This window comes from Flavobacterium gillisiae (assembly GCF_900107635.1).
Lineage (GTDB): Bacteria > Bacteroidota > Bacteroidia > Flavobacteriales > Flavobacteriaceae > Flavobacterium > Flavobacterium gillisiae.
Genome location: NZ_FNRD01000013.1, coordinates 126,945 through 152,336 on the forward strand (window position 1 = coordinate 126,945; position 25,392 = coordinate 152,336).

23 protein-coding genes and 1 rRNA gene are annotated in these 25,392 nt (G+C 34.9%); 15 read left to right on the forward strand and 9 right to left on the reverse strand.

The annotated features are described in order from the left end of the window. Window positions 1–277 precede the first annotated feature (277 nt). The 12 genes from tgt (at window position 278) to BLV35_RS16365 (ending at window position 13,022) form a co-directional block, all read left to right on the forward strand. Window positions 278–1,408 carry a tRNA guanosine(34) transglycosylase Tgt gene (tgt, locus tag BLV35_RS16310; protein WP_091092699.1) on the forward strand — a complete coding sequence of 377 codons (1,131 nt, stop codon included), beginning with the start codon at window positions 278–280 and terminating at the stop codon, window positions 1,406–1,408. 105 nt (window positions 1,409–1,513) lie between these two features. Continuing rightward, window positions 1,514–2,602, forward strand: a complete 1,089-nt coding sequence (locus BLV35_RS16315) for an LptF/LptG family permease (protein ID WP_091092701.1) — start codon at window positions 1,514–1,516, stop codon at window positions 2,600–2,602. Beyond that, window positions 2,589–3,512 carry a DMT family transporter gene (locus BLV35_RS16320; RefSeq protein ID WP_091092703.1) on the forward strand — a complete coding sequence of 308 codons (924 nt, stop codon included), beginning with the start codon at window positions 2,589–2,591 and terminating at the stop codon, window positions 3,510–3,512. The genes BLV35_RS16315 and BLV35_RS16320 overlap by 14 nt, the downstream gene beginning before the upstream one ends. A 209-nt stretch (window positions 3,513–3,721) precedes the next feature. Then, window positions 3,722–4,312, forward strand: a complete 591-nt coding sequence (locus BLV35_RS16325; RefSeq protein ID WP_091092705.1) for a dual specificity protein phosphatase family protein — start codon at window positions 3,722–3,724, stop codon at window positions 4,310–4,312. Window positions 4,313–4,570: 258 nt separating this feature from the next. After that, window positions 4,571–5,524, forward strand: coding sequence for an acetyl-CoA carboxylase carboxyltransferase subunit alpha (locus BLV35_RS16330; RefSeq protein WP_091092708.1), 954 nt, complete (start codon window positions 4,571–4,573; stop codon window positions 5,522–5,524). 139 nt (window positions 5,525–5,663) lie between these two features. Continuing rightward, window positions 5,664–7,208, forward strand: a complete 1,545-nt coding sequence (gene dnaB, locus BLV35_RS16335) for a replicative DNA helicase (RefSeq protein WP_091092710.1) — start codon at window positions 5,664–5,666, stop codon at window positions 7,206–7,208. Between the two features lie 184 nt (window positions 7,209–7,392). Continuing rightward, window positions 7,393–7,770 (forward strand): hypothetical protein, encoded by a 378-nt coding sequence (locus BLV35_RS16340; protein WP_091092713.1) that lies wholly within the window; start codon window positions 7,393–7,395, stop codon window positions 7,768–7,770. A 76-nt stretch (window positions 7,771–7,846) separates the two neighbouring features. Beyond that, entirely contained in the window at window positions 7,847–8,443 is a 597-nt protein-coding gene (locus BLV35_RS16345; RefSeq protein WP_091092716.1) for a hypothetical protein, read from the forward strand. A gap of 537 nt (window positions 8,444–8,980) precedes the next feature. Further along, window positions 8,981–9,772: a sensor histidine kinase gene (locus tag BLV35_RS16350; RefSeq protein WP_091092718.1), complete on the forward strand. Its 792-nt coding sequence runs from the start codon at window positions 8,981–8,983 to the stop codon at window positions 9,770–9,772. Window positions 9,773–9,775: 3 nt separating this feature from the next. Beyond that, window positions 9,776–10,441, forward strand: coding sequence for a response regulator transcription factor (locus BLV35_RS16355; RefSeq protein WP_091092721.1), 666 nt, complete (start codon window positions 9,776–9,778; stop codon window positions 10,439–10,441). A gap of 374 nt (window positions 10,442–10,815) precedes the next feature. Further along, window positions 10,816–12,078, forward strand: a complete 1,263-nt coding sequence (locus BLV35_RS16360) for an asparagine synthetase B (RefSeq protein ID WP_091092723.1) — start codon at window positions 10,816–10,818, stop codon at window positions 12,076–12,078. A 32-nt stretch (window positions 12,079–12,110) separates the two neighbouring features. Beyond that, complete coding sequence (locus BLV35_RS16365; RefSeq protein WP_091092726.1) at window positions 12,111–13,022, forward strand: glutaminase; 912 nt, start codon at window positions 12,111–12,113, stop codon at window positions 13,020–13,022. Between the two features lie 48 nt (window positions 13,023–13,070). Here BLV35_RS16365 and cphA read toward each other — a convergent pair whose 3' ends face one another. Next, window positions 13,071–15,695, reverse strand: a complete 2,625-nt coding sequence (cphA, locus tag BLV35_RS16370) for a cyanophycin synthetase (protein ID WP_091092728.1) — start codon at window positions 15,693–15,695, stop codon at window positions 13,071–13,073. Window positions 15,696–15,910: 215 nt separating this feature from the next. Here cphA and BLV35_RS16375 point away from each other — a divergent pair, with 215 nt between their 5' ends. Together BLV35_RS16375 and BLV35_RS16380 are read left to right on the forward strand one after the other, a co-directional pair. Beyond that, a complete protein-coding gene (locus BLV35_RS16375) occupies window positions 15,911–16,774 on the forward strand; it encodes a cyanophycinase (RefSeq protein WP_091092731.1) in 864 nt (287 codons plus the stop codon). Between the two features lie 108 nt (window positions 16,775–16,882). Further along, window positions 16,883–17,725 carry an isoaspartyl peptidase/L-asparaginase gene (locus BLV35_RS16380; RefSeq protein ID WP_091092733.1) on the forward strand — a complete coding sequence of 281 codons (843 nt, stop codon included), beginning with the start codon at window positions 16,883–16,885 and terminating at the stop codon, window positions 17,723–17,725. Here BLV35_RS16380 and BLV35_RS16385 read toward each other — a convergent pair whose 3' ends face one another. The 8 genes from BLV35_RS16385 to thrS all read right to left on the reverse strand — a co-directional run bounded on the left by BLV35_RS16385 (window position 17,726) and on the right by thrS (window position 24,090). Beyond that, complete coding sequence (locus BLV35_RS16385; RefSeq protein ID WP_091092736.1) at window positions 17,726–18,529, reverse strand: endonuclease/exonuclease/phosphatase family protein; 804 nt, start codon at window positions 18,527–18,529, stop codon at window positions 17,726–17,728. 159 nt (window positions 18,530–18,688) lie between these two features. Further along, the gene (locus BLV35_RS16390; RefSeq protein ID WP_143031874.1) at window positions 18,689–19,033 is read right to left on the reverse strand and encodes a hypothetical protein; all 345 of its coding nucleotides are present in this window, start codon (window positions 19,031–19,033) and stop codon (window positions 18,689–18,691) included. 133 nt (window positions 19,034–19,166) lie between these two features. Continuing rightward, a complete protein-coding gene (locus BLV35_RS16395) occupies window positions 19,167–19,472 on the reverse strand; it encodes a hypothetical protein (protein ID WP_091092741.1) in 306 nt (101 codons plus the stop codon). A 248-nt stretch (window positions 19,473–19,720) separates the two neighbouring features. Beyond that, on the reverse strand, window positions 19,721–20,389 hold the full coding sequence (locus tag BLV35_RS16400; protein WP_091092745.1) for a DNA-binding transcriptional response regulator: 669 nt from the start codon (window positions 20,387–20,389) through the stop codon (window positions 19,721–19,723). Window positions 20,390–20,709: 320 nt separating this feature from the next. After that, window positions 20,710–21,054 carry a 50S ribosomal protein L20 gene (gene rplT, locus BLV35_RS16405; protein WP_016990536.1) on the reverse strand — a complete coding sequence of 115 codons (345 nt, stop codon included), beginning with the start codon at window positions 21,052–21,054 and terminating at the stop codon, window positions 20,710–20,712. Between the two features lie 175 nt (window positions 21,055–21,229). Continuing rightward, window positions 21,230–21,427, reverse strand: a complete 198-nt coding sequence (rpmI, locus tag BLV35_RS16410) for a 50S ribosomal protein L35 (RefSeq protein ID WP_007136182.1) — start codon at window positions 21,425–21,427, stop codon at window positions 21,230–21,232. A gap of 142 nt (window positions 21,428–21,569) precedes the next feature. Beyond that, entirely contained in the window at window positions 21,570–22,127 is a 558-nt protein-coding gene (gene infC, locus BLV35_RS16415) for a translation initiation factor IF-3 (RefSeq protein WP_379852977.1), read from the reverse strand. A 16-nt stretch (window positions 22,128–22,143) separates the two neighbouring features. Beyond that, a complete protein-coding gene (gene thrS, locus BLV35_RS16420; RefSeq protein WP_091092747.1) occupies window positions 22,144–24,090 on the reverse strand; it encodes a threonine--tRNA ligase in 1,947 nt (648 codons plus the stop codon). A gap of 1,006 nt (window positions 24,091–25,096) precedes the next feature. On the opposite strand from thrS, the gene BLV35_RS16425 reads away from it, so the two are divergent. Further along, a 16S ribosomal RNA gene (locus BLV35_RS16425) occupies window positions 25,097–25,392 on the forward strand; the annotation flags it as partial.

Here is a 25,392-nt window from a genome sequence, read left to right on the forward strand (position 1 = left end):
TTTTTATTAAGCGGGAATACAGCGAATAGCCCGACCTGAGTTAAATTGCAAAATCGAACAATGAAGCAATTACGAAGGGCACGCCCAAATGATTCTAGAACAATAAATAGTGATTTATGACTTTAACAATCGCCTATAAACAGAAGAAAGTTTTGCGTTTCAATCCTATTTTAGAAGGAAATCCTAAATCTTAATTAATTTTTGTAATTATCTAATTTTCAAATTGTCGAATTAACCTATCTTTGCGCTCCCGAATGGTCGGGAGAAAAACGTTACTATGAAGTTTGATTTATTACAAAAAGACCCGCAGACGAAAGCCAGAGCGGGAAGCATTACTACTGATCACGGTGTTATAGAGACACCTATTTTTATGCCCGTTGGGACCGTAGCCTCTGTAAAAGGGGTGCACCAAAGGGAATTGAAAGAAGATATAAACCCAGATATTATCCTGGGAAACACTTACCATTTATATTTGCGCCCACAAATGGAGATCCTGGAGAAAGCCGGTGGTTTGCATAAATTCATGAATTGGGACCGTAATATTTTGACGGATTCTGGTGGATACCAAGTGTATTCACTTTCGGCAAATCGAAAAATTAAGGAAGAAGGGGTGAAGTTCAAATCGCATATTGACGGTTCGTTCCACTTTTTTACACCAGAGAATGTGATGGAAATTCAGCGTACCATAGGTGCCGATATTATCATGGCATTTGATGAATGTACGCCTTATCCTTGTGATTACCGATATGCACAGCGCTCGATGAAAATGACACACCGCTGGTTAGACCGTTGTGTGGATCATTTAGATAAAGTGCCTGTAAAATATGGTTATGACCAAGCCTTTTTTCCTATTGTACAAGGAAGTTGCTATAAAGATCTACGTCAACAATCAGCGGAATATATTGCTAATTCAAACCAAGTAGGAAATGCAATTGGCGGACTTTCAGTAGGGGAACCTGCAGAAGAGATGTATGCCATGACCGAGATCGTTTGTGAAATTTTACCGGAAGACAAACCCCGTTACCTGATGGGTGTAGGAACTCCGATAAATATTTTGGAAAACATAGCTTTAGGAGTGGATATGTTTGACTGTGTGATGCCTACACGTAATGCTAGAAACGGAATGTTGTTTACGGCTAACGGTACGATTAACATTAAAAATAAAAAATGGGCAGATGACTTTTCTCCTATTGACGAAATGGCAATTACTTATGTGGATACAGAGTATACAAAAGCGTACTTGCGTCACCTGTTTGCCGCTAATGAATATTTAGGGAAACAAATTGCTACAATCCATAATCTTGGGTTTTATATGTGGTTGGTTCGTGAGGCGAGAAAACATATCTTAGCAGGAGATTTTAGAACCTGGAAAGAAATGATGGTTCGTAACATGAATCAGAGATTATAAAAAAATGTTTAAAGTTTTTTTAGTTTAAAGTTTAAAACTCCTAGCGTGATTTTGCAACTGTCCTAAACCTTAAACTTTTAAACCTTAAACCTTAAACTTTTTAAAATGCTTTCAATAATTGATAAATATATTCTGAAAAGATACCTGGCCACTTTTGGGGCTATGTTGTTTATGTTTATTCCTATCGGGATTGTTATTGATGTATCAGAGAAGGTGAATAAGATGATAGAAAACAAGGTGCCTATTTTAGATATTGCAATCTACTATTATCACTTTACAATCTATTTTGCCAATTCCTTATTCCCAATATTTCTGTTTTTATCGATTATCTGGTTTACCTCAAAGCTGGCTAATAACACGGAGATTATTGCGATTTTAAGTTCGGGAATCTCGTTCACCCGTTTCTTGAGACCCTATATTATTGGGGCTTCGCTTATTTCAGTTTTTGTTTTGATCATGGGATTCTATGTAGTTCCGGCATCGAGTGAAGGCTTTAATAACTTTAGATATACGTATCTAAAAGGTGGAGGGCAGGAGCAAATGCGCGGCGACAATACGGATGTGTACCGACAAATAAATGACAATGAGTTTCTCTATGTGAACAGTTTTAACGCACAATCGAAAGTGGCGTTTAATTTTGCTTTAGAGAAATTTGATAAAGAAAACCTGGTTTCTAAGGTTACTGCCAGCAGAATAAAATGGAATCCCCAGGACAGTACCTACACCATGTACGATTACACTAAAAGAACGGTAGGGGTATTAGGCGATAAGATTGAAAAAATGCCAGAGAAAAAGACCAAATTCAGTTTTGATCTCGAAGATTTGACTCCGGTAATTTATATTGCAGAAACCTTGAGTTTAGATAAATTGTATCAATTTATTGATAAAGAAAGAAAGCGAGGTTCTTCTAATATCAATATCTACTTAGTGGTTTTATATAAAAAGTACAGCGTACCTGTTTCGGCATTTATATTAACGATAATCGCCGTTTCTGTTTCATATAAGAAAAGAAGGGGAGGTATGGGGATGAATCTAACCATTGGTATCGCAATTGCTTTTGGCTATGTATTTTTTGATAAAATATTTGGCACGCTGGCCGAAAAATCTACTTTTTCGCCACTACTGGCCGTGTGGTTTCCCAACGTTATTTTCGGAATATTAGCGATTTTTTTACTACGCAATGCAAAACGATAAATTAAAAAGTTACATCAGTCTTCATCTAATTGTCTTTATTTGGGGTTTTACAGCTATTTTAGGCGCTTTAATTACAATTACTGCCGATGCCATTGTTTGGTATCGCATGCTCTTAGCTGCGGTGTTCTTATTCGTCTTTATCCTTTTTAAGAAAAAGCCCTTCCGAATTCCATTAAACTCCTTTTTCAAATTAATCTTTGTGGGATTCCTGATTGCGATGCATTGGATTACTTTTTTTCATGCTATCCATGTTTCTAATGTTTCCATAACGCTTTCTGTTTTTTCATTGGGTGCTTTTTTTGCTTCTTTGTTAGAGCCGCTTTTTTATGGTCGAAAGGTGTTGTGGTACGAGGTATTCTTTGGACTCATAATAATCGCTGGATTAGGTATGATCATGAAAGTGGAAGTAAATTACCTAAACGGAATGTTGTATGCTTTAGTTTCCATTATTTTAGGGGTTTTGTTTACCCTCATGAACGGAAAATTAATTAAAAATCATGATGCTACCGTAATCTCTTTTTATGAGTTTATTGCAGGTGTCTTTTTTATATCTATTTATTTTTTATACCAAAATAAATTTACCGCTGACTTCTTTGTACTGAGCTTTAACAACTGGGCCTTGATGCTAATTTTAGCATCAATATGTACGGCTTATGCTTTTACAGCCTCTGTGAAAGTGATGGAGAAACTGAGCCCGTATACGGTGATGTTGACCACAAATCTAGAACCAGTGTATGGAATTATTCTAGCTTATTTCATCATTGGTGGAAAAGAAAAAATGAGCGTTTCTTTTTATGTAGGAGCAGTAATTATTATTATTACCGTAATCTTAAACGGTATAATCAAACACAAAGCAGGGAAAAAAGCGGTAGCAACTATTGAGGATGCCAGTCCTGCTGACTTGGTATAAGTTTGACTTTCTATCCTTTTTCTGGAGGAAGTATATTGGGGCTTCGAACCTACGAAAAATCGATTGGATTTTTTTCATAAAGAATATTGCGGTCGCATAAAACGGTACATTTTTTATTTAAGATTAGGTAGATTGACTGCTTGATAAATAGCAGTAGGCGAAGTAGTTAAATTTCACTAGATTTACAATTGCTACTTTGCAATTCATAAATGAAAAAGAACAAGAAAATAATTGGTTATTCGCTGCTTGCGCTTCTCTTCGTATTCATAGGTAAATATGTTTACGACATGAATATCAATCATAATTTTGAGACTATTACGGAAGGAAAGGTCTACAAATCGGGAGTTATTCCTCCTGATGAAATTGAAAGCTATGTCAAGAAATACCATATTAAATCTATTGTGGACTTGCGGATGCCGGGAACGAATGATCTGGCTTTAAACCCCGAAAAAATTGGAGAAATCCAAGCCGAAAAAAATGCTGTTGCAAAAATAAAAGGGGTAAATTATTTTAGTAACCCATCAGAACAGGTTCCAAACGATAAAAACATCGAAGTCTTTGCGGAAATAATGGACAATACCGCCAATTATCCAGTGCTAATCCATTGTTATCATGGTACAGGAAGGGCTGAAATGTACTCTGCTTTGTACCGAATCGAATATGAAGGCTTTACGAATGAAGCAGCACGTCAAGGAGTAAGAACGTTAGTTAAATTTAGTTCTTTTGATGACGGAACTCCTAAAGGCGAATACCTAAAGGCATATAAGTCAAGGACGGAATTAGCCATTGGAAAACAATGACATAAATTTAAGAGTTGAGTTTTAAACGGGTATTTAAATATTTCTAAAAAAGTCAGTCTTATAGAAGGGTAGATTAGATTTATTTGTATTTTGGTTTCACTTTTAAATCAAGGAGAACTCCAGGTTTTACAAAGAATTTAAGGGTTAAATTAAGGTTTTAAAAAGCCTTTTAGGAGTAAAATAAAAAATAAACGACAGCAAACGATTTAAAATTTTATATTTGCAGTTCCAAATAAAAAATAAAAACGCACAAATCCTATGGAATATTTAGATTTTGAGCTTCCAATAAAAGAACTAGAAGATCAGTTAGAAAAATGTATCGTTATTGGTAAAGAATCAGATGTTGATGTTACAAATACTTGTAAGCAAATCAATAAGAAGCTAATAGATACCAAAAAGACTATTTATAAAAATTTGACAGCATGGCAACGTGTACAATTGTCGAGACATCCAAGCAGGCCGTATACATTAGATCATGTAAGAGCACTTTGCGGAGATACTTTTCTGGAACTTCACGGAGACAGAGGCTTTAAAGATGATAAAGCGATGATTGGTGGTTTGGGAAAAATTGGCGGTCAGTCTTTTATGATTGTTGGTCAACAAAAAGGGTATAACACAAAGACTCGTCAGTACAGAAACTTTGGGATGGCAAATCCGGAAGGATATAGAAAAGCTTTGCGTTTGATGAAAATGGCAGAGAAATTCGGTATACCTGTTCTGACACTTATAGATACTCCGGGTGCTTATCCAGGACTTGAAGCGGAAGAACGCGGACAAGGAGAGGCTATCGCTAGAAATATATTTGAAATGGTTCGCCTTAAGGTGCCTATTATCACTATTATTGTTGGTGAAGGAGCTTCAGGTGGTGCATTAGGAATAGGAGTGGGAGATCGCGTTTATATGCTTGAAAACACTTGGTACTCTGTAATTTCTCCAGAATCTTGTTCTTCTATTTTATGGAAAAGCTGGGAATATAAAGAAATTGCTGCCGAAGCATTAAAATTGACTTCTTCAGATATGAAAAGACAAAAATTAATCGACGATATTATACCAGAACCATTAGGAGGAGCTCACTACGATAGAGAAACAACTTTTACAACTGTGGAAGAATATATCATGAAAGGATTTAATGAACTTAAAGACTTATCAACAAAAGATTTAATCGCTCAGAGAATGGATAAATACAGTAAAATGGGTGAATACAAAGAGTAAAATCTTACAAATTTAAAAAGATCCGAAGCCCAACAGTTTCGGATTTTTTTTTGGTTATAAACAAAAATCAGTTACTTATAAACAATTATTTGTAATAAGTCAACAGCAATATTTTTTAATTTTTTGTTACTTTCGCTACATGGAAAACTTCAGGAATATAAACCCCGTTAAGGTCGACAAAACAACAATTATAAACCTGGAAAAAGGGAAACTGCCTCCACAGGTTTTAGAGTTGGAAGAAGCCGTTCTTGGGGCTATGATGATTGATAAAAAAGGAGTAGATGATGTTATTGATATTCTATCTCCTGATGCTTTTTATAAAGATGCTCACAAACATATTTTTGAGGCAATCGTTCAGTTGTTTACTGAAACACAGCCTATCGATTTACTTACAGTATCAGCACAGCTAAAGAAAAATGCGAAGTTAGATTTAGCAGGTGGTGATTTTTATTTAATTCAGCTTACTCAAAAGATATCCTCGTCAGCGCATATCGAGTTTCACTCTAGAATTATTCTTCAAAAATTCATTCAACGTAGTTTAATACGGATTTCTTCGGAAATAATCGAAGAATCTTATGATGAGAGTACGGATGTTTTTGATTTATTGGACAGAGCGGAATCGAAGCTCTATGAAGTTACTCAAGGAAATATAAAGCGAAGTTCTGAAACAGCTCAAAGTTTAGTACTACAGGCTAAAAAGCGAATTGAAGAAATTGCAGGACAAGAAGGCTTAAGTGGTGTAGCCACTGGTTTTGAAAAGTTAGATAAAATCACTTCAGGTTGGCAGCCGAGTGATTTAATTATTATCGCAGCTAGACCAGCGATGGGTAAGACTGCGTTTGTATTATCGATGGCGAGGAATATGGCTATTGATTATGGAATGCCAGTTGCCTTGTTTTCACTAGAGATGGCATCGGTACAATTAATTACGCGTTTGATTTCATCTGAAACTGGATTGTCTTCAGAGAAATTGCGTACTGGTAAATTAGAAAAGCACGAATGGGAACAATTGAGTACTAAGGTTAAAAACTTAGAGAAAGCTCCTTTGTTTATTGATGATACTCCTTCACTGTCTATTTTTGATTTAAGAGCTAAAGCGAGACGTTTGGTGTCACAACATGGAATCCGAATCATTATTGTGGATTACTTGCAATTAATGACTGCCGGAGGAAATGGTAAAGGTGGTGGAAACAGAGAGCAGGAAATCTCAACAATTTCCCGAAACTTAAAAGCATTAGCAAAAGAATTAAATGTTCCCGTAATAGCGCTTTCACAGCTATCGCGTGCGGTTGAAACCCGTGGATCTAGTAAAAGACCTTTGCTTTCTGACCTTCGTGAATCGGGTGCGATTGAGCAAGATGCTGATATTGTGTCCTTTTTATACCGTCCAGAGTATTACAAGATTGACGAATGGGATGATGATGAAGCTTCTCCTACTGCAGGTCAGGCAGAGATAATGATTGCTAAGCACCGTAATGGTAGTATTGAAAACGTTCGTTTGAAGTTTATTGGACATTTAGGGAAGTTTGATAACTTAGAAGATCATAGTGGTAATTATGATGATTTACCTTCTTCTATGAATGACGATGATAATCCGTTTATAACTAAAAATTTACCTTCGGCGCACGAAGCATTCGGAAGTAATCTGAATGACGACGACGACGACAGTGATATGCCTTTTTAGAAAATATCAAAAGCCTATTTTTATAGGCTTTTTTAATGCCTTATATAGCTGAATTCCTTTCTTTTTTGTTGCTAATTTTTCGATGTTAGTGTAATTAAGTTTTTATTTTTTTAAAATTAATTTAGTAGTTTAGCTCTCCTATTAATCAAGTTTAACTATTTATTCAACAGTAAATTATAAATATATGTCAGAAAAAAATTTCCAAAAAGATATTATTGTACCTGTAAAAGAAGCAGGAGTATGGACAAAAAACTATAGAGAGGATCTAACTATTGAAGAGAGTAAGAAAAAGGTAAACTCTTTTGTGATATTAAGAGAAACTCTAGAGATGGTTTTGGACCTTGAAACTACAGCCGTTAGAGCATATATAGGTATCAATGATAAAAAGCAAAAGACTTTGCTCTTTGTAGGTGCAGAATGGGACGAAACAGCACAGGTTTATCGAGATGTTTTTGGACCAAATGAACTTGGATTAAATAGTGCTGAAGAAGGTATTGTTTATGATTTTACAGAGCCTAGTCCTCCAAACAAAGGTGATGATACAAGTCCGTTAAATCAGTAAATTATAGGGTTGTATGTATACTACATTTGTAAATATAAGCTATGTTTTACTGTTTCTTAATTTTATTTTATATGTGATGCGTTTTTATAAAAACAGCAAACCCTATAAAATTTTTACTTATTATCTTTTTTTAATAATTACTGTTCAGGTTATAGCTCATATCTGTACTGAAGTGTATGGCGATAATCTGTTTTTATCTCATTTTTATTTTGTAGGTCAATTTATATTTTTGAATTTTTTTTATAAATCGATTTATAAATTAGACTGGCAAAAAAAAATGGCTAATAGTCTTCTTCTAGGTGGACTTACAGTAATTGGTGTTCAATATTTAATTGATCCAGCTGCTTTTTTTAAGTTTAATAAACTTGAAATTGTTGTTACCTCTTTTCTTATAGTAATTTTAGCTGTTATACATTTGTATAATATGTTGTCAGAAAAAAAAGAATTTTATTATGCAACCATTGGAATAATATTTTATTTATTCAGTAGTACAATTCTATTTTTGGTAGGCAATTTAATGGAAATGTTAGGCGATAAATATCATTTCTTCCCATGGACTATTAATGCTTTTCTGGTAATCTTATATCATTTGTTTATCCTTTATGAATGGAAGATAAGCTTTTATAAAACAGCAATATCCTCAGGTATAGATGCAACAGAACCAGTTTCTTGAAAGAAGGAGTAGATAACGAATTTTGTTGTTTATTTGTAAGGAATGGGTTGCTTCTGTTGTTTTACTTTGAAATTATTTTTGATATTTAAAAACTAGTAATTTTAAGCTGTTTTTAATAGTATAAAAAGTACAGTTTAAGGTGTTAAAATTATAAATTACACTAATTTAGCGGAGCCGTTTTAATTGTTAAGGTTGGGTTTTCTATAGGTGTTCAATATGGTTGTCATCCAAGTCTTTTTTTAAATTTAATCGGTTCGAAATATTCATTACAGCTTTGTTATTGATTGTTTTTACAACTTTTAATTTTTACAATATTCTGAATGAAAGAAGTGCTTTTTATTATATTATTATGGGACTCCAATTCTATTTGTAGATAAATACAGTTTTGTTTTTTGTAAGGAATTTGACGGCTAACCTAAGTATAAAATGGAGTCATTTTACATGGGCTTTGAATACTTTTCTTATGATGACAAATCAATATTTTATTTTAATGGAGTGGTATAAAAGTTTTCCAGTAAAAGAAATTCAATTAGAAAGATGAAAATAAATCCAGTTTATGAGAGAGAAATCGTTACAATCATATTGTACACTTCTGTCTTTTTTATAATCCTAGCAGTCGTATTGATTTTGTTTTTCTATTATTCTCGAAAGAAGATTCTCCAAAAAGAATTTGAGAAGAAAGATTTAGAAATTCAGCATCAAAAAGAGCAACTGCGGGCGGTAATTATTACCCAAGAAGAAGAACGCAAAAGAATTGCACAGGATTTACACGATGACATCAGTTCAAAACTAAATATTGTTTCATTAAACAGTCACTTGCTAAAGACACCTAATTTAACGGCTAAAGAGACGCTGGAAATTACTGGTAATATAATTGAACTTACCGCCAAAGCTTTAGAAAACACAAGAAGAATTGCTCATGATTTATTGCCTCCGGTATTCGATAAATTTGGCCTTCATGCAGGAATTGAAGAACTCTGTTCTGAGTTTAACAGTAGTAAAGCAGTACAAGTCGATTATCAAAATAATCTAGAGTTTGATGATGCTGATAAAGAGAAGGACCTTCATGTGTTTAGAATATTACAAGAATTAATGAATAATTCCGTGCGTCATGGTAAAGCTTCTGAAATTACTGTTTCATTTGACGAGAATGAAGTGGGGAGATATTGTAGATACACAGATAACGGAGTAGGTTTTGACATAAAAGACAAAAAGAACCATAACGGCCTGGGAATGAAAAATATTGGGAGCAGAGTTGATTTTTTAAATGCTACTCTGACTGTTGATTCTAAGATTGGCAAAGGAATTAGTGTACTATTAAATTTTTAGAGTATGAATGACACCATAAAGATTGTCTTAGTAGATGATGAAGTTCTTTTTAGAAAAGGTATTTCCTTTTTATTGGGTAGAGAAGAAAATATAGAAATTATTCACGAGGCTTCAAATGGATTAGAGCTGATTTCCTTTTTAAAGGAAAGTAGTCAGCTGCCTGATATCATTATAACAGATTTAAAAATGCCTTTGTTGAATGGTGTTGAAGCAACAAAAATTATTCATAAAGAGTTTCCTCAAATTAAAATTATTGCTTTGACGAGCTATGATTCGAAATCTTTTGTTGCTAATATGATAGATATTGGCGCCGTTTCTTATATCGTAAAAAATGCAACGCCACAAGAGCTGTTAAGAACGATTCATGAAGTGGCGAATAAAGGATTCTATTATAATGATACAGTAATGAAAATTATTCAGGATACTGTGTTGACGTCTAAGAATAACAAAAGTAAATTAGATAGTGGTTTTCTTACTTCGAGAGAACTAGAAGTGTTGCAACTGATATGCAATCAAAAAACAACAATAGAAATTGGAGAGAAATTGTTTATAAGTCCAAGGACAGTTGAAGGGCATAGAAACAATTTATTGCTTAAAACAGAATCCCGAAATATCGCGGGATTAGTAGTTTTTGCGATTCAAAATGAAATTGCTTCGATTACTATTTAACTCGTTTTAAAAGAAAGAAATTATAAACTAAGGAATATGAAAGATAAAATATAGAAAGATAGAATAAGAATTACTAAAACTCCTATTCCTAGTTTTCTGAGAGTACTGAATCGTTCAGACGGCTTGCTATTATCAATGAAGTTCATAACCATTTTTTTATCTGTTTATATTTATATAAAGTAACAATTCAAATTTAAGAATTGTTATTAGGGTGACTATAGGTAGTTTTACCTGTTTTTTAATTATTTGTATTCTACATTTTGTTTCAAGCAACTTCTTGTAATCAATAATCTTATAAGTGAATTGATTTAAAAAGTGAAATTTGAGCAGTATAAATCTTTTCCTTTTCTATCTTTGAGTTAAAATCTTATATAATGATTTCTAAAAGAGTATTTTTTATTTTAGTTTTTCTAGTGTCGATTACAGCAAAAGCATCTTTTATTTTGTTGCCGATGGACGAAAACACGCAACAAAATCACCTGAAAGCGTATGGAATTACTTTTTGGTGTTTAGAAAAAAAATTTAAAGCCAGTTGGTTACTCAACTACCGCGGTGGTTCTTTCCTATTGCCTGATGCTCCGGAAATTCGTAAGGAATGCCAAATTAGAGGGGTGAGTTTTGAAGTTCTTTCAGAGAGTGAAGAAGCGAGGATTTTAGATGAAATATCGAGCCCGTCTCAAAATATGGAAACGGTAATCCTTGAGAAAGCACCTAGAATTGCTGTTTATACACCTAAGGGAAAACAACTTTGGGATGATGCCGTAACACTCGTTTTAACCTATGCCGAAATTCCATTTACACCCATATATGATGAAGAAGTCCTTAGCGACCAATTAGTACTTTATGACTGGTTGCATTTACATCATGAAGATTTTACGGGACAATACGGAAAGTTTTTTGGCGCCTACAGAAATGTACCTTGGTATATTGAGGATAAGAAAGAGGCAGAAGAGTTAGCATCCAAATTAGGTTTTACAAAAGTATCAGAGGAAAAAGGAGCTGTAGCCAAAAAAATAAGAAATTTCGTTGTTGGAGGGGGATTTATGTTTGCCATGTGTTCCGCTACAGACAGTTTTGATATTGCATTGGCAGCTGATGGAGTGGATATTTGTGAACCGATGTTTGATGGAGATCCAAGTGATGCCAATTATCAGTCTAGTATGAATTATGGGAATACTTTTGCTTTTAAAGATTTTATATTAGAAAGAAAACCGGATAAATATGAATTTTCAGATATTGATATGACGGAGAAACGGCGTATTCCAATGGATAAAGATTATTTTACCCTAATGGAGTTTTCCGCTAAATGGGATCCTATTCCAAGTATGCTGTGTCAAAATCATACACAACTGGTAAAGGGTTTTATGGGGCAGACTACTTCTTTTGATGCTGCGCTTATTAAATCAAATGTTTTAATTATGGGTAGTTGTGAATTGAATGGGGAAGCGCGTTACATTCATGGCGAGAAAGGAAAGGGAATTTTTACCTTTTATGGTGGGCATGATCCAGAAGATTTTCAGCATCAGGTGGGGGAAGCGCCAACAGTTTTGGATTTACACCCTAATTCTCCGGGATACCGCTTAATTTTAAATAATGTATTGTTTCCTGCTGCCAGAAAGAAAAAACAAAAGACCTAACTTTGACCGCTTTCTAAAACAAGTAGTACATTATGGATTACGCATCAATTTTACAAGAGATACAACAAGAGTCGAATGGATTTCCCACTAAAGGAAATGTGACTTTAACCATACCGGAATTAGCTAAGGTGAGTCCAAATAAGTTTGGGATTCATTTGACTACAATCGAAGGAGGCGATTTTGGCATTGGAGACAGCAATGAAAAATTTTCTATTCAGAGTATTTCAAAAGCATTAACTGTGGCTTTGGCCTTTTCTTTTTTAGATGAAAAAATATGGGAAAGAGTCGGTGTTGAACCTTCAGGAACGGCTTTTAATTCTTTGATTCAATTGGAACATGAAAAAGGTATCCCGAGAAATCCATTTATTAATGCGGGAGCAATTGTCATAGCTGATATGTTAGTTTCCTGTTTAAAAAATCCCAAAGACGATTTTCTAGCCTATATAAGGTTGATTTCTGGAAGTCCAACAATTGAATATAATTTGGACGTAGCCCAATCGGAGAAAGATACCCGTTTTAGAAATGCCGCTTTGGCTAATTTCTTAAAGTCATTTGGAAATATTGAAAATGATGTTGACGTTGTTTTGGATTTCTATTTTCATCAATGTTCGATTGAAATGACTTGCAATGAACTTGCACATTCTTTTTACTTTTTTGCCAATGAAGGGAAAACGAAAGAAGGAAAACAAATTTTGACAAAGAGTCAAGTAAAAAGATTAAATGCTTTGATGCAGACCTGCGGATTTTATGATGAGTCAGGTGAGTTTACGTATAAGGTAGGACTGCCAGGTAAAAGTGGAATTGGTGGTGGTATTGTGGCGTTATTTCCAAAAGTTTTTGTGGTAGCTACATGGTCTCCTAAATTAAATAGGAAAGGCAATTCAGAATTGGGAATGCATGCCTTGGAACTACTGACTAATAAAACTGGAATGTCGATTTTTTAGCAAAAAAAAGCTACTGTTTCCAGTAGCTTTTGTATTTATATAAAAAAATTAAACGATACCGTATTCATTTTCTTTGTCCAAATATTCTTGTACAATTTCGATAGCATTAGTAACTACATCACTTAAGGCAGTAATAAAACTTCCTTCTTCAGCACAATTAATGGCATGTCTGATAGCTTCTGTTTCTTTTGGAATAATTTCGTAAGTCACATTTTTACCTGAAGCAGAAATTCCTTCTAATATTAGATCGATTATTTCATTTTCAGTTCTTCCTCTCAAATATTTTTCTTGTCGAATGATAATATGATCAAACATTCTGGCGGCAATAGTAGCACATTCACGAATGTCTTCATCGCGACGATCTCCAACACCCGCAATAATTCCAATTTTTTTGGTAGCGTCTACGCTTTGCAAATACTCTTCGACACCTTTGTATCCAGAAGCATTATGAGCAAAATCAATCAAGACTTTGAATTTTTTGAACTCAAAAATATTCATACGTCCTGGGGTTTGAGCAGCACTTGGAATAAAAGTCTGTAAGGACAAACTAATATCTTCTGTTTTGAATCCCCATAAATAACTGGCTAAGGTAGCTGCAAGAACATTTGCAATCATGAATTTAGCCTTCCCACCAAGTGTTAAAGGAACATGAGTAGCACGTTCGATTCTAATTTTCCACTCTCCTTTTTTGACAGTGATAAAACCATTCTCATAGACGGCAACTGTTTTTCCTTCAGCGCTTAGTTTCTTGATGAATGGATTATCTTCATCTAAACTGAAGTAAGCCACATTGCAGTTCAATTCAGCACCTATTTTTATACAATGTTCATCATCTCCATTTAAAATTGCCCAACCGTCTTTCTTGATACTTTTTACAACAGTCGCTTTTACTCTTGCTAAATCATCCAAAGTGTGAATGTCACTTATTCCTAAATGATCTTCTTGGATATTAGTAATAATCCCGATATCACAAATGCTGAAACCCAGTCCAGAACGTAATATTCCTCCTCTTGCAGTTTCTAAAACGGCAAACTCAACCGTAGGATCTCTCAATATATATTGTGCACTTTGAGGTCCCGTAGTATCCCCTTTTTCCATCATGTGATTTTGAATGTAAATCCCATCAGAAGTAGTGAAACCTACTTTATAGCCATTGTTTTTTACGATATGAGCAAGCAATCGTGTTGTGGTTGTTTTACCATTAGTACCAGTTACAGCGATAATTGGAATTCGGCATGATTTTCCCGGAGGATAAAGCATATCAATAACAGGAGCTGCTACATTCCTAGGTAAACCTTCAGAAGGCGCAAGATGCATTCTAAAACCCGGTGCAGCATTTACTTCAAGAATAACACCACCATTATCTTTTAAAGGTTGCGTTAAATTCTCGGCCATAATATCCACACCACAAATGTCTAATCCAATTACTCTTGAAATTCTTTCGGCTAGAAATATATTTTCAGGATGCATCATATCTGTAACGTCTACAGAGGTGCCACCTGTACTTAGGTTAGCGGTAGATTTTAAAAATACAATCTCAGCTGTTCTTGGAATTGTTTCTAAAGTATAGTTTAGTTTTTCAAGTAGGTCTTCAGTATCCCTATCGACATCAATCTGTGTTAAAACATTTTCATGTCCGTAACCTCTTCTTGGATCTAGGTTTTCCACGTCAATCAATTCTTGAATTGAATTTTTCCCATTTCCTATGACATGCGCAGGTACTCGTTTTGCTGCAGCTACTAATTTATTGTCAATCACTAAGATTCTAAAATCAAAACCAGTAATGAATTTTTCAACGATAATACGTCTACTGTATTCTTTGGCGAAAGCCAAGCCGGAAACAGCATCTTCCCAATTAGTAACATTAATCGAAGCCCCTTTACCGTGGTTTCCATCAAGTGGTTTAAGGACAATTGGGTAGCCAATTTTATTTATGGTCTCTGCCAAATCTTCTTCGTCTACACAAATACTACCGCTGGCTACAGGAATCGAGGCCATATCTAGCATTTTTTTTGTCAGCTCTTTGTTGCAAGCCATATCTACAGCGATACTGCTGGTCTTGCAAGTGATGGTCGCTTGAAAACGCATTTGGTTTATCCCATGACCCAATTGTACTAATGAATTAGTCCCTAATCTTATCCAAGGAATATTTCTCGAAACGGCTTCTTCCACGATACTTCCAGTACTTGGTCCTAAACGAACACGTTCCCTGATTTCTCGCATTTTTTGTAAGTCACTTTCTAGGTCATATTCGGTTCCCGCAATTAAAGCTTCAGCAATTGCAACGGAAGATTCCGCAGCAAAAAGACCAACATTCTCTTCTGTGTAGCTGAAAACAACATTGTAAGTCCCAAGGGTTTTGGTTTCACGAGTTCTTCCGAATCCAGTTTCCATTCCCGCTAAGGTTTGTATTTCAAGCGCAATATGCTCAATTACATGTCCCATCCAAGTACCACGTTCCACTCTGGAAAAAAAACCGCCTCGACAACCTTCTGAACAACGATGTTCAATCATTGTAGGAAACATTGCTTCTATTCTTTCTTTAAATCCTTCTATCTTATTGGTTGGAAATTGTTCCATTTCCTCCAAATCCAATCGCATTTGAATTAATTTTTTTCTTTGGATACTCCAAATATTTGGTCCACGAAGTGCTTGTACTTTTATTATTTTCATAAAAATGGAAGGGTTATTTTAGTTGAAACAAATTACTTTTTGTAAATTCTATTCTATCATTGTTTCTGTTAAAGAATATATTGCTACCAATATAAAGTTTTTTGTAACTGAATCAAAATTTATGCACATAAAATTAACATTATTCATGACGTTGTAGCTTTAAAAAAACAGAGTACTTCAGTAGCTCTTTTTTATATTTTGTCTATTTTTGCCGAATGAAGATAACAGGAAAATTGATAATAATAGGAGGTGCAGTAGACAAAGGAAGTTTTACTGAAACCGATTTAGATAAAAATAGCGCCAGTAATTTAAATTTTTTTGAAACTGGAATTCTTAAAAGAATAATTAGCGAATCAAAACATAAAGAAAATTCACGTATTGAGGTCGTTACTACGGCTTCGAATATTCCAAAAGAAATTGGCCCTGAATATGTAAAAGCTTTTTCTTATTTAGATGCGAAGAATATAGACGTTCTTTATATTGAAAAACGAGAAGAAGCGGCAGATCCTGCTGTTTTGACACGCTTAAAAGCAGCCGATATTGTAATATTTACAGGAGGAGATCAATTGCGTTTGACTTCAATTCTTGGAGGAACTCCATTTCATGATATCTTATTGGATAAATACCATAACGAGGAGTTTGTTTATGCTGGAACATCTGCCGGAGCAGCAGCAGCGTCTAACAGTATGATCTATCAAGGAAGTAGCTCAGAAGCTTTATTGAAAGGGGAAGTGAAAATCACAAGCGGACTCGGTTTAATCGATGGAGTTACTATTGATACCCATTTTGTTAGAAGAGGAAGAATTGGTCGATTGTTTCAAACGGTTGTAAGTAATCCAAGAGTTCTTGGAATTGGATTGGGAGAAGATACAGGTTTGTTAATAACGAATAATAACGAGATGGAAGCCATTGGTTCCGGATTAGTTATTTTAGTTGATGGACGCGATATAAAAGATACGAATCTGACTCAGGTAGAATTGGGACAACCTATTTCGATAAATAATTTGGTGGTTCACGTGATGAGTATGAATGATACTTATAACATTGGGACACATAAAATGCAAATTCATACTTCATAATATAACTAATGTAAGTTGGGGGTGGACGAATGCCAGCACAATGCTGATGTTCTGCTTATAAAATAGCTATGTCATACTACTGAATTTACAAGCTGAAATCAAAAAATAATGAAACTAATTATACACGGTGGTTTTTTCTCTGAATCTTCTACAAGTAATGAGACAAAAATAGCCAAACAAGGTGCTTTAGAGCAAATAGTTAAAGATTCGTATGACTATCTAAAGTCGCATTCAGCTGTGGAAACAGTTGTTTTTGCAGTTTCACTTTTAGAAGACAATGAATTGTTTAATGCAGGCATTGGGTCGCAAATACAAAGTGACGGAAAAATCAGGATGAGTGCTGCAATAATGGATGGGGAAACCCAAAAGATGAGCGGTGTTATTAATATCGAAGAAGTAAAAAATCCAGTTCAAGTTGCCCAAATATTAATGGAATACGATGACCGCGTTTTAGGTGGGAGTGGTGCGACAAAATTTGCAAGGAAAAATGGTTTTGAAGTATTTTCAACCGAAATTCCACAGCGTCGTGCAGAGCACGAAGAAAAAGTAAAATCTTTAGGTACTGGAACCGTAGGTTGTGTTGCTTTTGACCAAAATGGAAAAATAGCAGTTGCCACTTCTACCGGAGGTAAAGGATTTGAAGTTCCAGGTAGAATCTCTGATTCAGCCACTGTTGCTGGTAATTATGCTAATGCTTTCTGTGGAGTGAGTTTGACAGGAGTGGGTGAGGACATCATGAGTAATGCCACAGCTACTAAAATCGTAACCCGTGTTACTGATGGTTTTTCGCTAGAAGAGGCTTTCGCTAAAACGTTCAACGAACTAAAACCTTATGATGGCTTTGCCGGTGCTATTGCCATTGACAGCAAAGGGAATGTCTATCATCAAGATTCTCATCCTTCTATGGTTTTTGCAAGTTTTGACGGCGATACATTTGAAGTGTTCGAATAATTAATTTAGCGAAAATTCAAACCAGATAGGGATATGGTCTGATATTTTTCTCGCTTCTTTTAGCGAGTTGAAGTTTTTATAAAAAGAAATAACCCCTGAGTTTATACTTTTAATCTTGGAGGTTTTGTAATACATATTGTCAAATTCAGATGCAAGGCAGTTGTTGTTCTTGCATTTTTGTTTTAAAGATGTTTTTTGACCAACCAATATAGGTTGGTACCCCATTTTTTTCAAAGGATTAAAAACCGTATGTGATTGCGGGCAATTAAAATCACCAGCAAATATTAAATTTAGAGTAGGGTATTCATCAGGGAGGAACTTGAAATATTTTATTTCGGTTTCTGGCTGCATTTTTTTTGTTATGGCATGAAAGTTCACAACGGTAAATTGTTTTTTCTGATATTGAAATGTGGCCAAATAAGGCTCTCTATCTATTTCTAAATGGTATTTTTTTTCTAACCATGCGGTACCAATTAGTTTAAGTTTTGCGGTTTTCCATATAAAAGCATAACGCTCCGTTTTATAGGCACTACTACTCGTAGGGTCACTAATTACATAATCCCATTTGCTTCCCTTACGGTTCAGTTCGTCTGCGAGTTTTGCAACGGCTTGGGCACCGCCATAACCCGCTACTACTTCTTGGATTGCAATTATATCATAATCTCGTACTGTCTGAGCTATATCGGCAATTTCTACTTGAGATTTTGATTGACCGAAATTTTCAATATTCCAAGAGAGTAATTTGGTTTGGGAGTAAAGTAAAGTGTAAAAAAGGATAAGGAATACTAAGAGAATGCGTTTCATTTATTTGGGGAAAACTAAGATTGAATTGGCTGCAACCTAGTCAATTATTTTAAAATAATTGGTATTAAACGTCTATTTATAATGGAAAAAAGAAGCAGGTAAAAGTGAAATAGAAGATGTTATTAGCACTGAGTTAAATACTTATTGCATCAGCAAAAATTACTTTAGTTTTAGATTGTATTGATAACCTTCTGAATCGGTGGCTAATAATCTGTTTATTCCGTTCCATTCCACGACAATTTCAATGTTTTTAGTATCTTTCTTAACTAGGGTACCAAGACCAATTTTTCCTTCAATATTAATTTTTCCATGAACATTGTTTCCGTTTTCATCAGTACCTGTAACTTGTTGTGCGTATTGGCCAAGTTCTGAAGGTTCTATTTCTTTTTTAACGTCAAAAGCGGAATGATTGATTGTTTGTGGAGATTCGCTGGAATTTTTACAAGAGCTCAAGACTAGAGATAAGCAAAAAAAGGATATTTGTATGTTACTTATACTGATCATCTTGGTTTTTTTTCAAAAGTACAATGAGATAAATGGATTTCTTTACGGTAAACCTCATTGTGGGCTAATTTTTCTTCGATTTGGAATAATAGGTTGCGTCTAATGCATTAACTAACTTTTATGTAGATTGAAATTATTCGGCGCAGCTGTTAATTATTTTTGCTTTAATTTTAGTTATCTTTTTGATTTGCTTTTCTGTTAGAATATTTTTGTTGCTTGCCGTATTAAGCCGATCATTTAATGCTTCCCATTTTACTCTCATATACGGATATAATGCTCGTGAAACTTCATTTCCTTTCTGCGCTTTTTTATAATGTTTAATGTATTCCTTTACATAATTCTTATAATCATCAAGTTGTTTACCCCATTTGTTATCAATGAAATCTTCATTGCTTTTTATGGTAATATCCAATACTTCTTCTTCATTATGAATTTGCATGATTTGATTATTTAAATGAAATATTCCGTGAGTTTTAAATCAATACAAATTTAGTTGCAAAACAAGAGATAACCTTACGGGAAACCGTAAAGCGCTTTTTTTTATTCTTTCATTGTAGTTGTAGGATTGGTGATTTAAAACCAAATGTGTGAAAGTAGTCCGGTTTGTAATTCTTTGTCGAAGGGGCTACTCTTGAAGTAAAGAGTAGTTTGTAGGTTAATGTCGCAATATTAGAGCAAGGTTAGTTTTTAAATCAAACCTAAATCTTTAGCAATTGATATTAGATGTACGTTATTGTTGGCCTTGAAGTAGATTTTTAGTTTGTTAATACGTTTCTCTATACTGCTGCTACCATTTGGGATTATTCCAGATTTTTTGAATGCTACCGAAATTTCATCTAAGATGTACCCATTGGATAATAACTTCAAAAGTGAAATATCGTAAGCTTCAATTTCATGGAGTGATTTGTCGTTTAAGGTATAGTTTAATCCGGATGAAATAGTCTGTTTATCAGTATCAAATATGCTTTCCACTGCGTTCTTAAGTTCGGGGATGCTATTTCGACTTTTTGAAACATAAGCATTAATACCTAAATTGTTAAATAGAGATTTTATTCTATATGATTTGTCTTCTATTGAAAAGACAATTGTTTTAATATCGGGTTGAATTTTCTTCACCGCTTCAATTAGTTCATCACCGCAAGTTAGTTTAGTGTCGCGATGATCGATTTTGAAAGATAAATCGCTTATCAATAAATCATAGGGAGCATTGTCATGAAGTGCTTTTTTTACTTTTAATAGTGCATCGTCACAATATTTAGAATGTTCAATTTCTTGAATGGAGAGTGTTTCTAACGCTTGTACAACTGCAATGCTGATGCTGTCTAGGTCTTCGGCAACTAATACTTTTTTAAACATAATGATGACGATTATATGGGGAATAGTATACTTGATTTATATCCTTTGCTGGATTCAGGATCAAATGTAATTCTTCCTTTTGTAGTTAGAATACGGTTTTCCACATTTCGCAGTCTATTTTTAAAGTTAATTTTTTAAATGGCTATATCGTTGAGGTGGTGACCGTAATTGATTCGTAAAGTAGTTTTATGTTTTTCTAATGGAAGTTATTGCAAGGTAGGTATTCAGTATAGTTTTCTCTAATAACAAAAAACCCCATCACGCCAGGGCGAATGAGGTTTCTATATAAGTAAGTAATCTAAATTGAGTTTATAAAACGTTTATTTTACTTTATTAAGTACAGCTTTGAAAGCTTCAGGGTGGTTCATCGCTAAATCTGCAAGAACTTTTCTGTTCAATTCGATTCCGTTAGCTTTTACTTTCCCCATGAATTGTGAATAAGACATTCCTTCTAATCTAGCTCCAGCGTTGATACGTTGAATCCATAAAGCACGGAAATTTCTTTTGTTCACTTTTCTGTCACGGTAAGCGTAGCACATTGCTTTCTCTACCGCATTCTTAGCTACTGTCCAAACGTTTTTACGTCTACCAAAGTATCCTTTGGCTAGCTTCATTATTTTTTTTCTTCTTGCTCTTTTTGCAACTGAATTTACCGATCTTGGCATAATTTTATTGTTTTTTTGTAGCAGGCGGCTCGAATTTAATCAAAAGCACTTAATGGCCATACTCCAAGGTTATATTAAATTGTTTTAACCTAAAGAATTTAAAAAAGTGTTCAGTTTTCAGATTTTAGTTTTCAGTTAGAAACTACTTACTAAGAGCTGACGACTGATTACTTAATTATATAATTCTTAATTGTTGTTTGATGCTTTTCATATCTGATTTGTGAACTAGCGCTGAATGTGTCAAAGCTAATTTACGTTTTTTAGATTTTTTAGTCAAGATGTGACTTTTAAAAGCATGCTTTCTTTTAATCTTTCCAGAACCAGTAACTTTAAAACGTTTCTTGGCGCTAGATTTGGTTTTCATTTTAGGCATTTTTTCCTAGTGTTTTAATTTATTCTTACTTACTTATCTTTTCCTCACTTCGGCTCGCTGTCCAAAGGATAGCGAGCCGAAGTGTATCAGTAATCCTATTTCATCTAGTTTCCCCTCCTTCGGAGGGGCTAGGGGAGGATTCTTACTTTTTCTTCTTCGGAGCAATGAACATAATCATTCTCTTTCCTTCAAGAACTGGCATCGCTTCCACTTTACCAAATTCTTCTAAGTCCGTAGCTAATCTCAATAATAAGATTTGACCTTGGTCTTTATAAATGATTGAACGTCCTTTAAAGAAAACAAAAGCTTTCAATTTAGCACCCTCTTTCAAGAATTTTTCAGCATTCTTTCTCTTAAACTCATAATCATGCTCATCTGTTTGAGGACCAAAACGAATTTCCTTAACGACTACTTGCGTAGATTTCGCTTTTAGAATCTTATCACGTTTCTTTTGCTCGTAAACAAATTTCTTGTAATCCATGATTTTACAAACTGGTGGCTCCGCATTAGGCGAAATCTCAACTAGATCTAGTTCAAATTGATCCGCTAATCTTAGTGCTTCAGAAAGTTTAAAAACTCCTGGCTCAATGTTTTCACCTACAAGACGTACTTCTTGTACACCACGAATAAGATTGTTTATTCTGTGGGCATCCTTTTTTTCTACGCGAGGTTGATAACCTCTGTTGCTTCTTATTGCTATGACTTTATAATTTAAGTTAAACTGTAAATACTTTTAATGTCTTTTTGATTTCTTCGTCTACTATTGCAGCAAACTCTTCTATCGTAACGCTGATGTTGCCTTTTCCTTCCTGTCCATGGCGACGGATAGAAATAGTACCGTTTTTCTCTTCTTCCTCGCCTACAATCAGCATAAACGGGATTTTTTGCATTTCAGCGTCTCTAATTTTCTTACCTATTGTCTCGCTTCTGTTGTCTACGAGGGCGCGAATTTCGTGATTTTCTAGCAAATCTAAAACTTTTTTCGCATATATTTCATATTTCTCACTCAAAGACAATATAATAGCCTGTTCGGGCATTAGCCAGAGTGGGAAATTTCCTGCAGTGTGTTCCAGCAAGATCGCTATGAATCTTTCCATTGAACCAAATGGAGCTCTATGGATCATAACAGGTCTATGTAATTCGTTATCAGATCCTTTATAAGTCAAATCAAAACGTTCTGGTAGGTTGTAATCTACTTGAATGGTTCCTAATTGCCATTGTCTTCCTAAGGCATCTTTGACCATAAAATCCAACTTAGGGCCATAGAAAGCAGCTTCGCCATATTCGATAACGGTGCTCAGTCCTTTGTCTGCGGCAGCATTGATTATAGCATTCTCCGCTTTTTCCCAGTTTTCATCACTTCCAATGTACTTTTCTCTGTCCTCTTTATCTCTTAAAGATATCTGAGCAGTAAAGTTTTCAAAGCCTAAAGATCCAAATACATAAAGAACTAGATCAATTACTTTTTTAAACTCTTCATCCAGTTGTTCCGGAGTACAAAAGATATGTGCGTCATCTTGAGTAAACCCACGTACACGAGTTAATCCGTGTAATTCGCCGCTTTGTTCGTATCTGTAAACAGTTCCAAATTCAGCATATCGTTTTGGTAAATCTTTGTATGACCAGGGTCTTACGTTGTATATTTCGCAGTGATGCGGGCAGTTCATCGGTTTCAATAAAAACTCTTCTCCTTCATGCGGAGTAGATATTGGCTGAAAGCTGTCAGCTCCATATTTGGCATAATGACCAGAGGTAACATAAAGCTCTTTGTGACCTATGTGAGGGGTAACCACTTGCTCATAACCTGCTTTTTTCTGTGCTTTTTTCAGGAATTGTTCTAATCTTTCTCTTAATGCAGCTCCTTTTGGTAGCCACAATGGTAGACCTGCACCTACTTTTTGTGAAAAAGCAAACAACTCAAGTTCCTTTCCTAGTTTTCTATGATCGCGACGTTTTGCCTCTTCAAGTAAAAGTAAGTACTCAGTTAATTCTTTTTGTTTTGGGAATGAAGTCCCGTAAACACGTGTTAGTTGTTTGTTTTTCTCATCACCTCTCCAGTAAGCACCAGCAACGCTCATGATTTTCATCGCTTTGATGATACCTGTATTTGGGATATGTCCTCCACGACATAAATCGGTAAACGTATCATGATCGCAAAACGTAATCGTTCCGTCCTCAAGATTGGTAATCATCTCGGTTTTGTAAACGTTGTCTTTGTATAGCTCTAGTGCGTCCGCTTTAGAAACGGGACGAAGTTTGAATTCGTGTTTTCCTCTCGAAATCTCAAGAACGCGATCTTCAATTTTCTTAAAGTCAGCCTCGGTTATTTTGTAATCTTCAAAATCTACATCATAATAGAAACCATTAGCAATCGCTGGTCCAAGTGTTAGTTTGATACCAGGATACATTTCCTCAAGAACCTGTGCCATGACGTGTGAAGTCGAATGCCAAAAAGCTTTCTTCCCACTTTCGTCATTCCATGTATATAATATAAGACTGCCATCCGTCGTCAAAGGAGTGGTTGTTTCCACTGTTGTACCATTAAAAGAAGCCGAAATTACATTTCTAGCAAATCCTTCGCTAATGCTTTTAGCAACATCCATCGGAGTTACGCCTGAAGCGAACTCTTTAACTGACCCATCGGGCAAAGTAATCTTAATCATTGTTTGTTAATTTAAGAATGCAAATATAGGCCATTACAAAAACACAAACAATAGATAGCTAAGGTTTGTTCTATATATAGGAGTAAAAACAAATAGTTTATTGTTTGTTGCTATTATAAGGAAGGAGCAGTTTGATTTTAGTAGCTATTTCCCGCTATTCGCTACAATCTACATCGCCGAACCCGGCTCAGTAGGATTTCCACTGCTATCGGGGCTAGGGGAGTAATGTTTTACTGGTTGTTTTGTATTTTTTATAATGTAAATCGTAGTAATGTGGTGTGGTTGTAAACTTTTTAGTTGGATAAATGCTTTTCAGGCTACTTGGATAGCTCTTCATTCTTGTTCAGTAGGGTCTAGGCAGTTTGATTTGGTTTGGAATTTGTCATAGTAGCTTATTGAGCTAGTTGAATCTGCATCGACAAACGCTTTCTTTCCTGTGGAAGGTAGTAGTTTGGTTTGCATGTTGAATAAAGGCAGTAAATTCTACATTGCGGGCTGTTGTCAATTGAAAAACTTGCTAGGCGCTTGGGTTAAACACTGATAATTCCTACTTTTAACTAATGGAGGTAAAAAGCAATATTTTCAAACAATAGATTTCCAGCGAGTTAAACTCAAGGTTAATAAAAGGGCGAGAAAAAGGTAATTTAAAGTATTGTTTAACGGTATAAAGGTGTTACTTTTGCAGCCGCAACAACGAATAAGTTCTTTACATCCTGGTAAGCAAATGAAATAATAAACAAAATTTATTTTCTAAAAATTTCAAAAAAAGCTTGTGAGAATTAAAAGAGTTTATTACTTTTGCACCCGCTTCGAGAAGCACGAAAAGTGACTATCGAGGTGATAAAGAAGAAAAGAACACGTTCCTAGACATATTGAATTGACAGCCGTTTTAACAGAGATGTTAAAGCAAAAGAATAAAGAGTAATAGAATCGATAGATTTGAAAAAACCACTAGACCTTCAGTCAAAATAAATAGAGTTTCAATTAATTGAAACTCGCATAATATACGATGAAGAGTTTGATCCTGGCTCAGGATGAACGCTAGCGGCAGGCTTAACACATGCAAGTCGAGGGGTATAGGAAGCTTGCTTTCTAGAGACCGGCGCACGGGTGCGTAACGCGTATGCAATCTACCTTTCACAAAGGGATAGCCCAGAGAAATTTGGATTAATACCTTATAGTATTACGGAATGGCATCATTTTGTAATTAAAGATTTATCGGTGAAAGATGAGCATGCGTCCCATTAGCTAGTTGGTATGGTAACGGCATACCAAGGCTACGATGGGTAGGGGTCCTGAGAG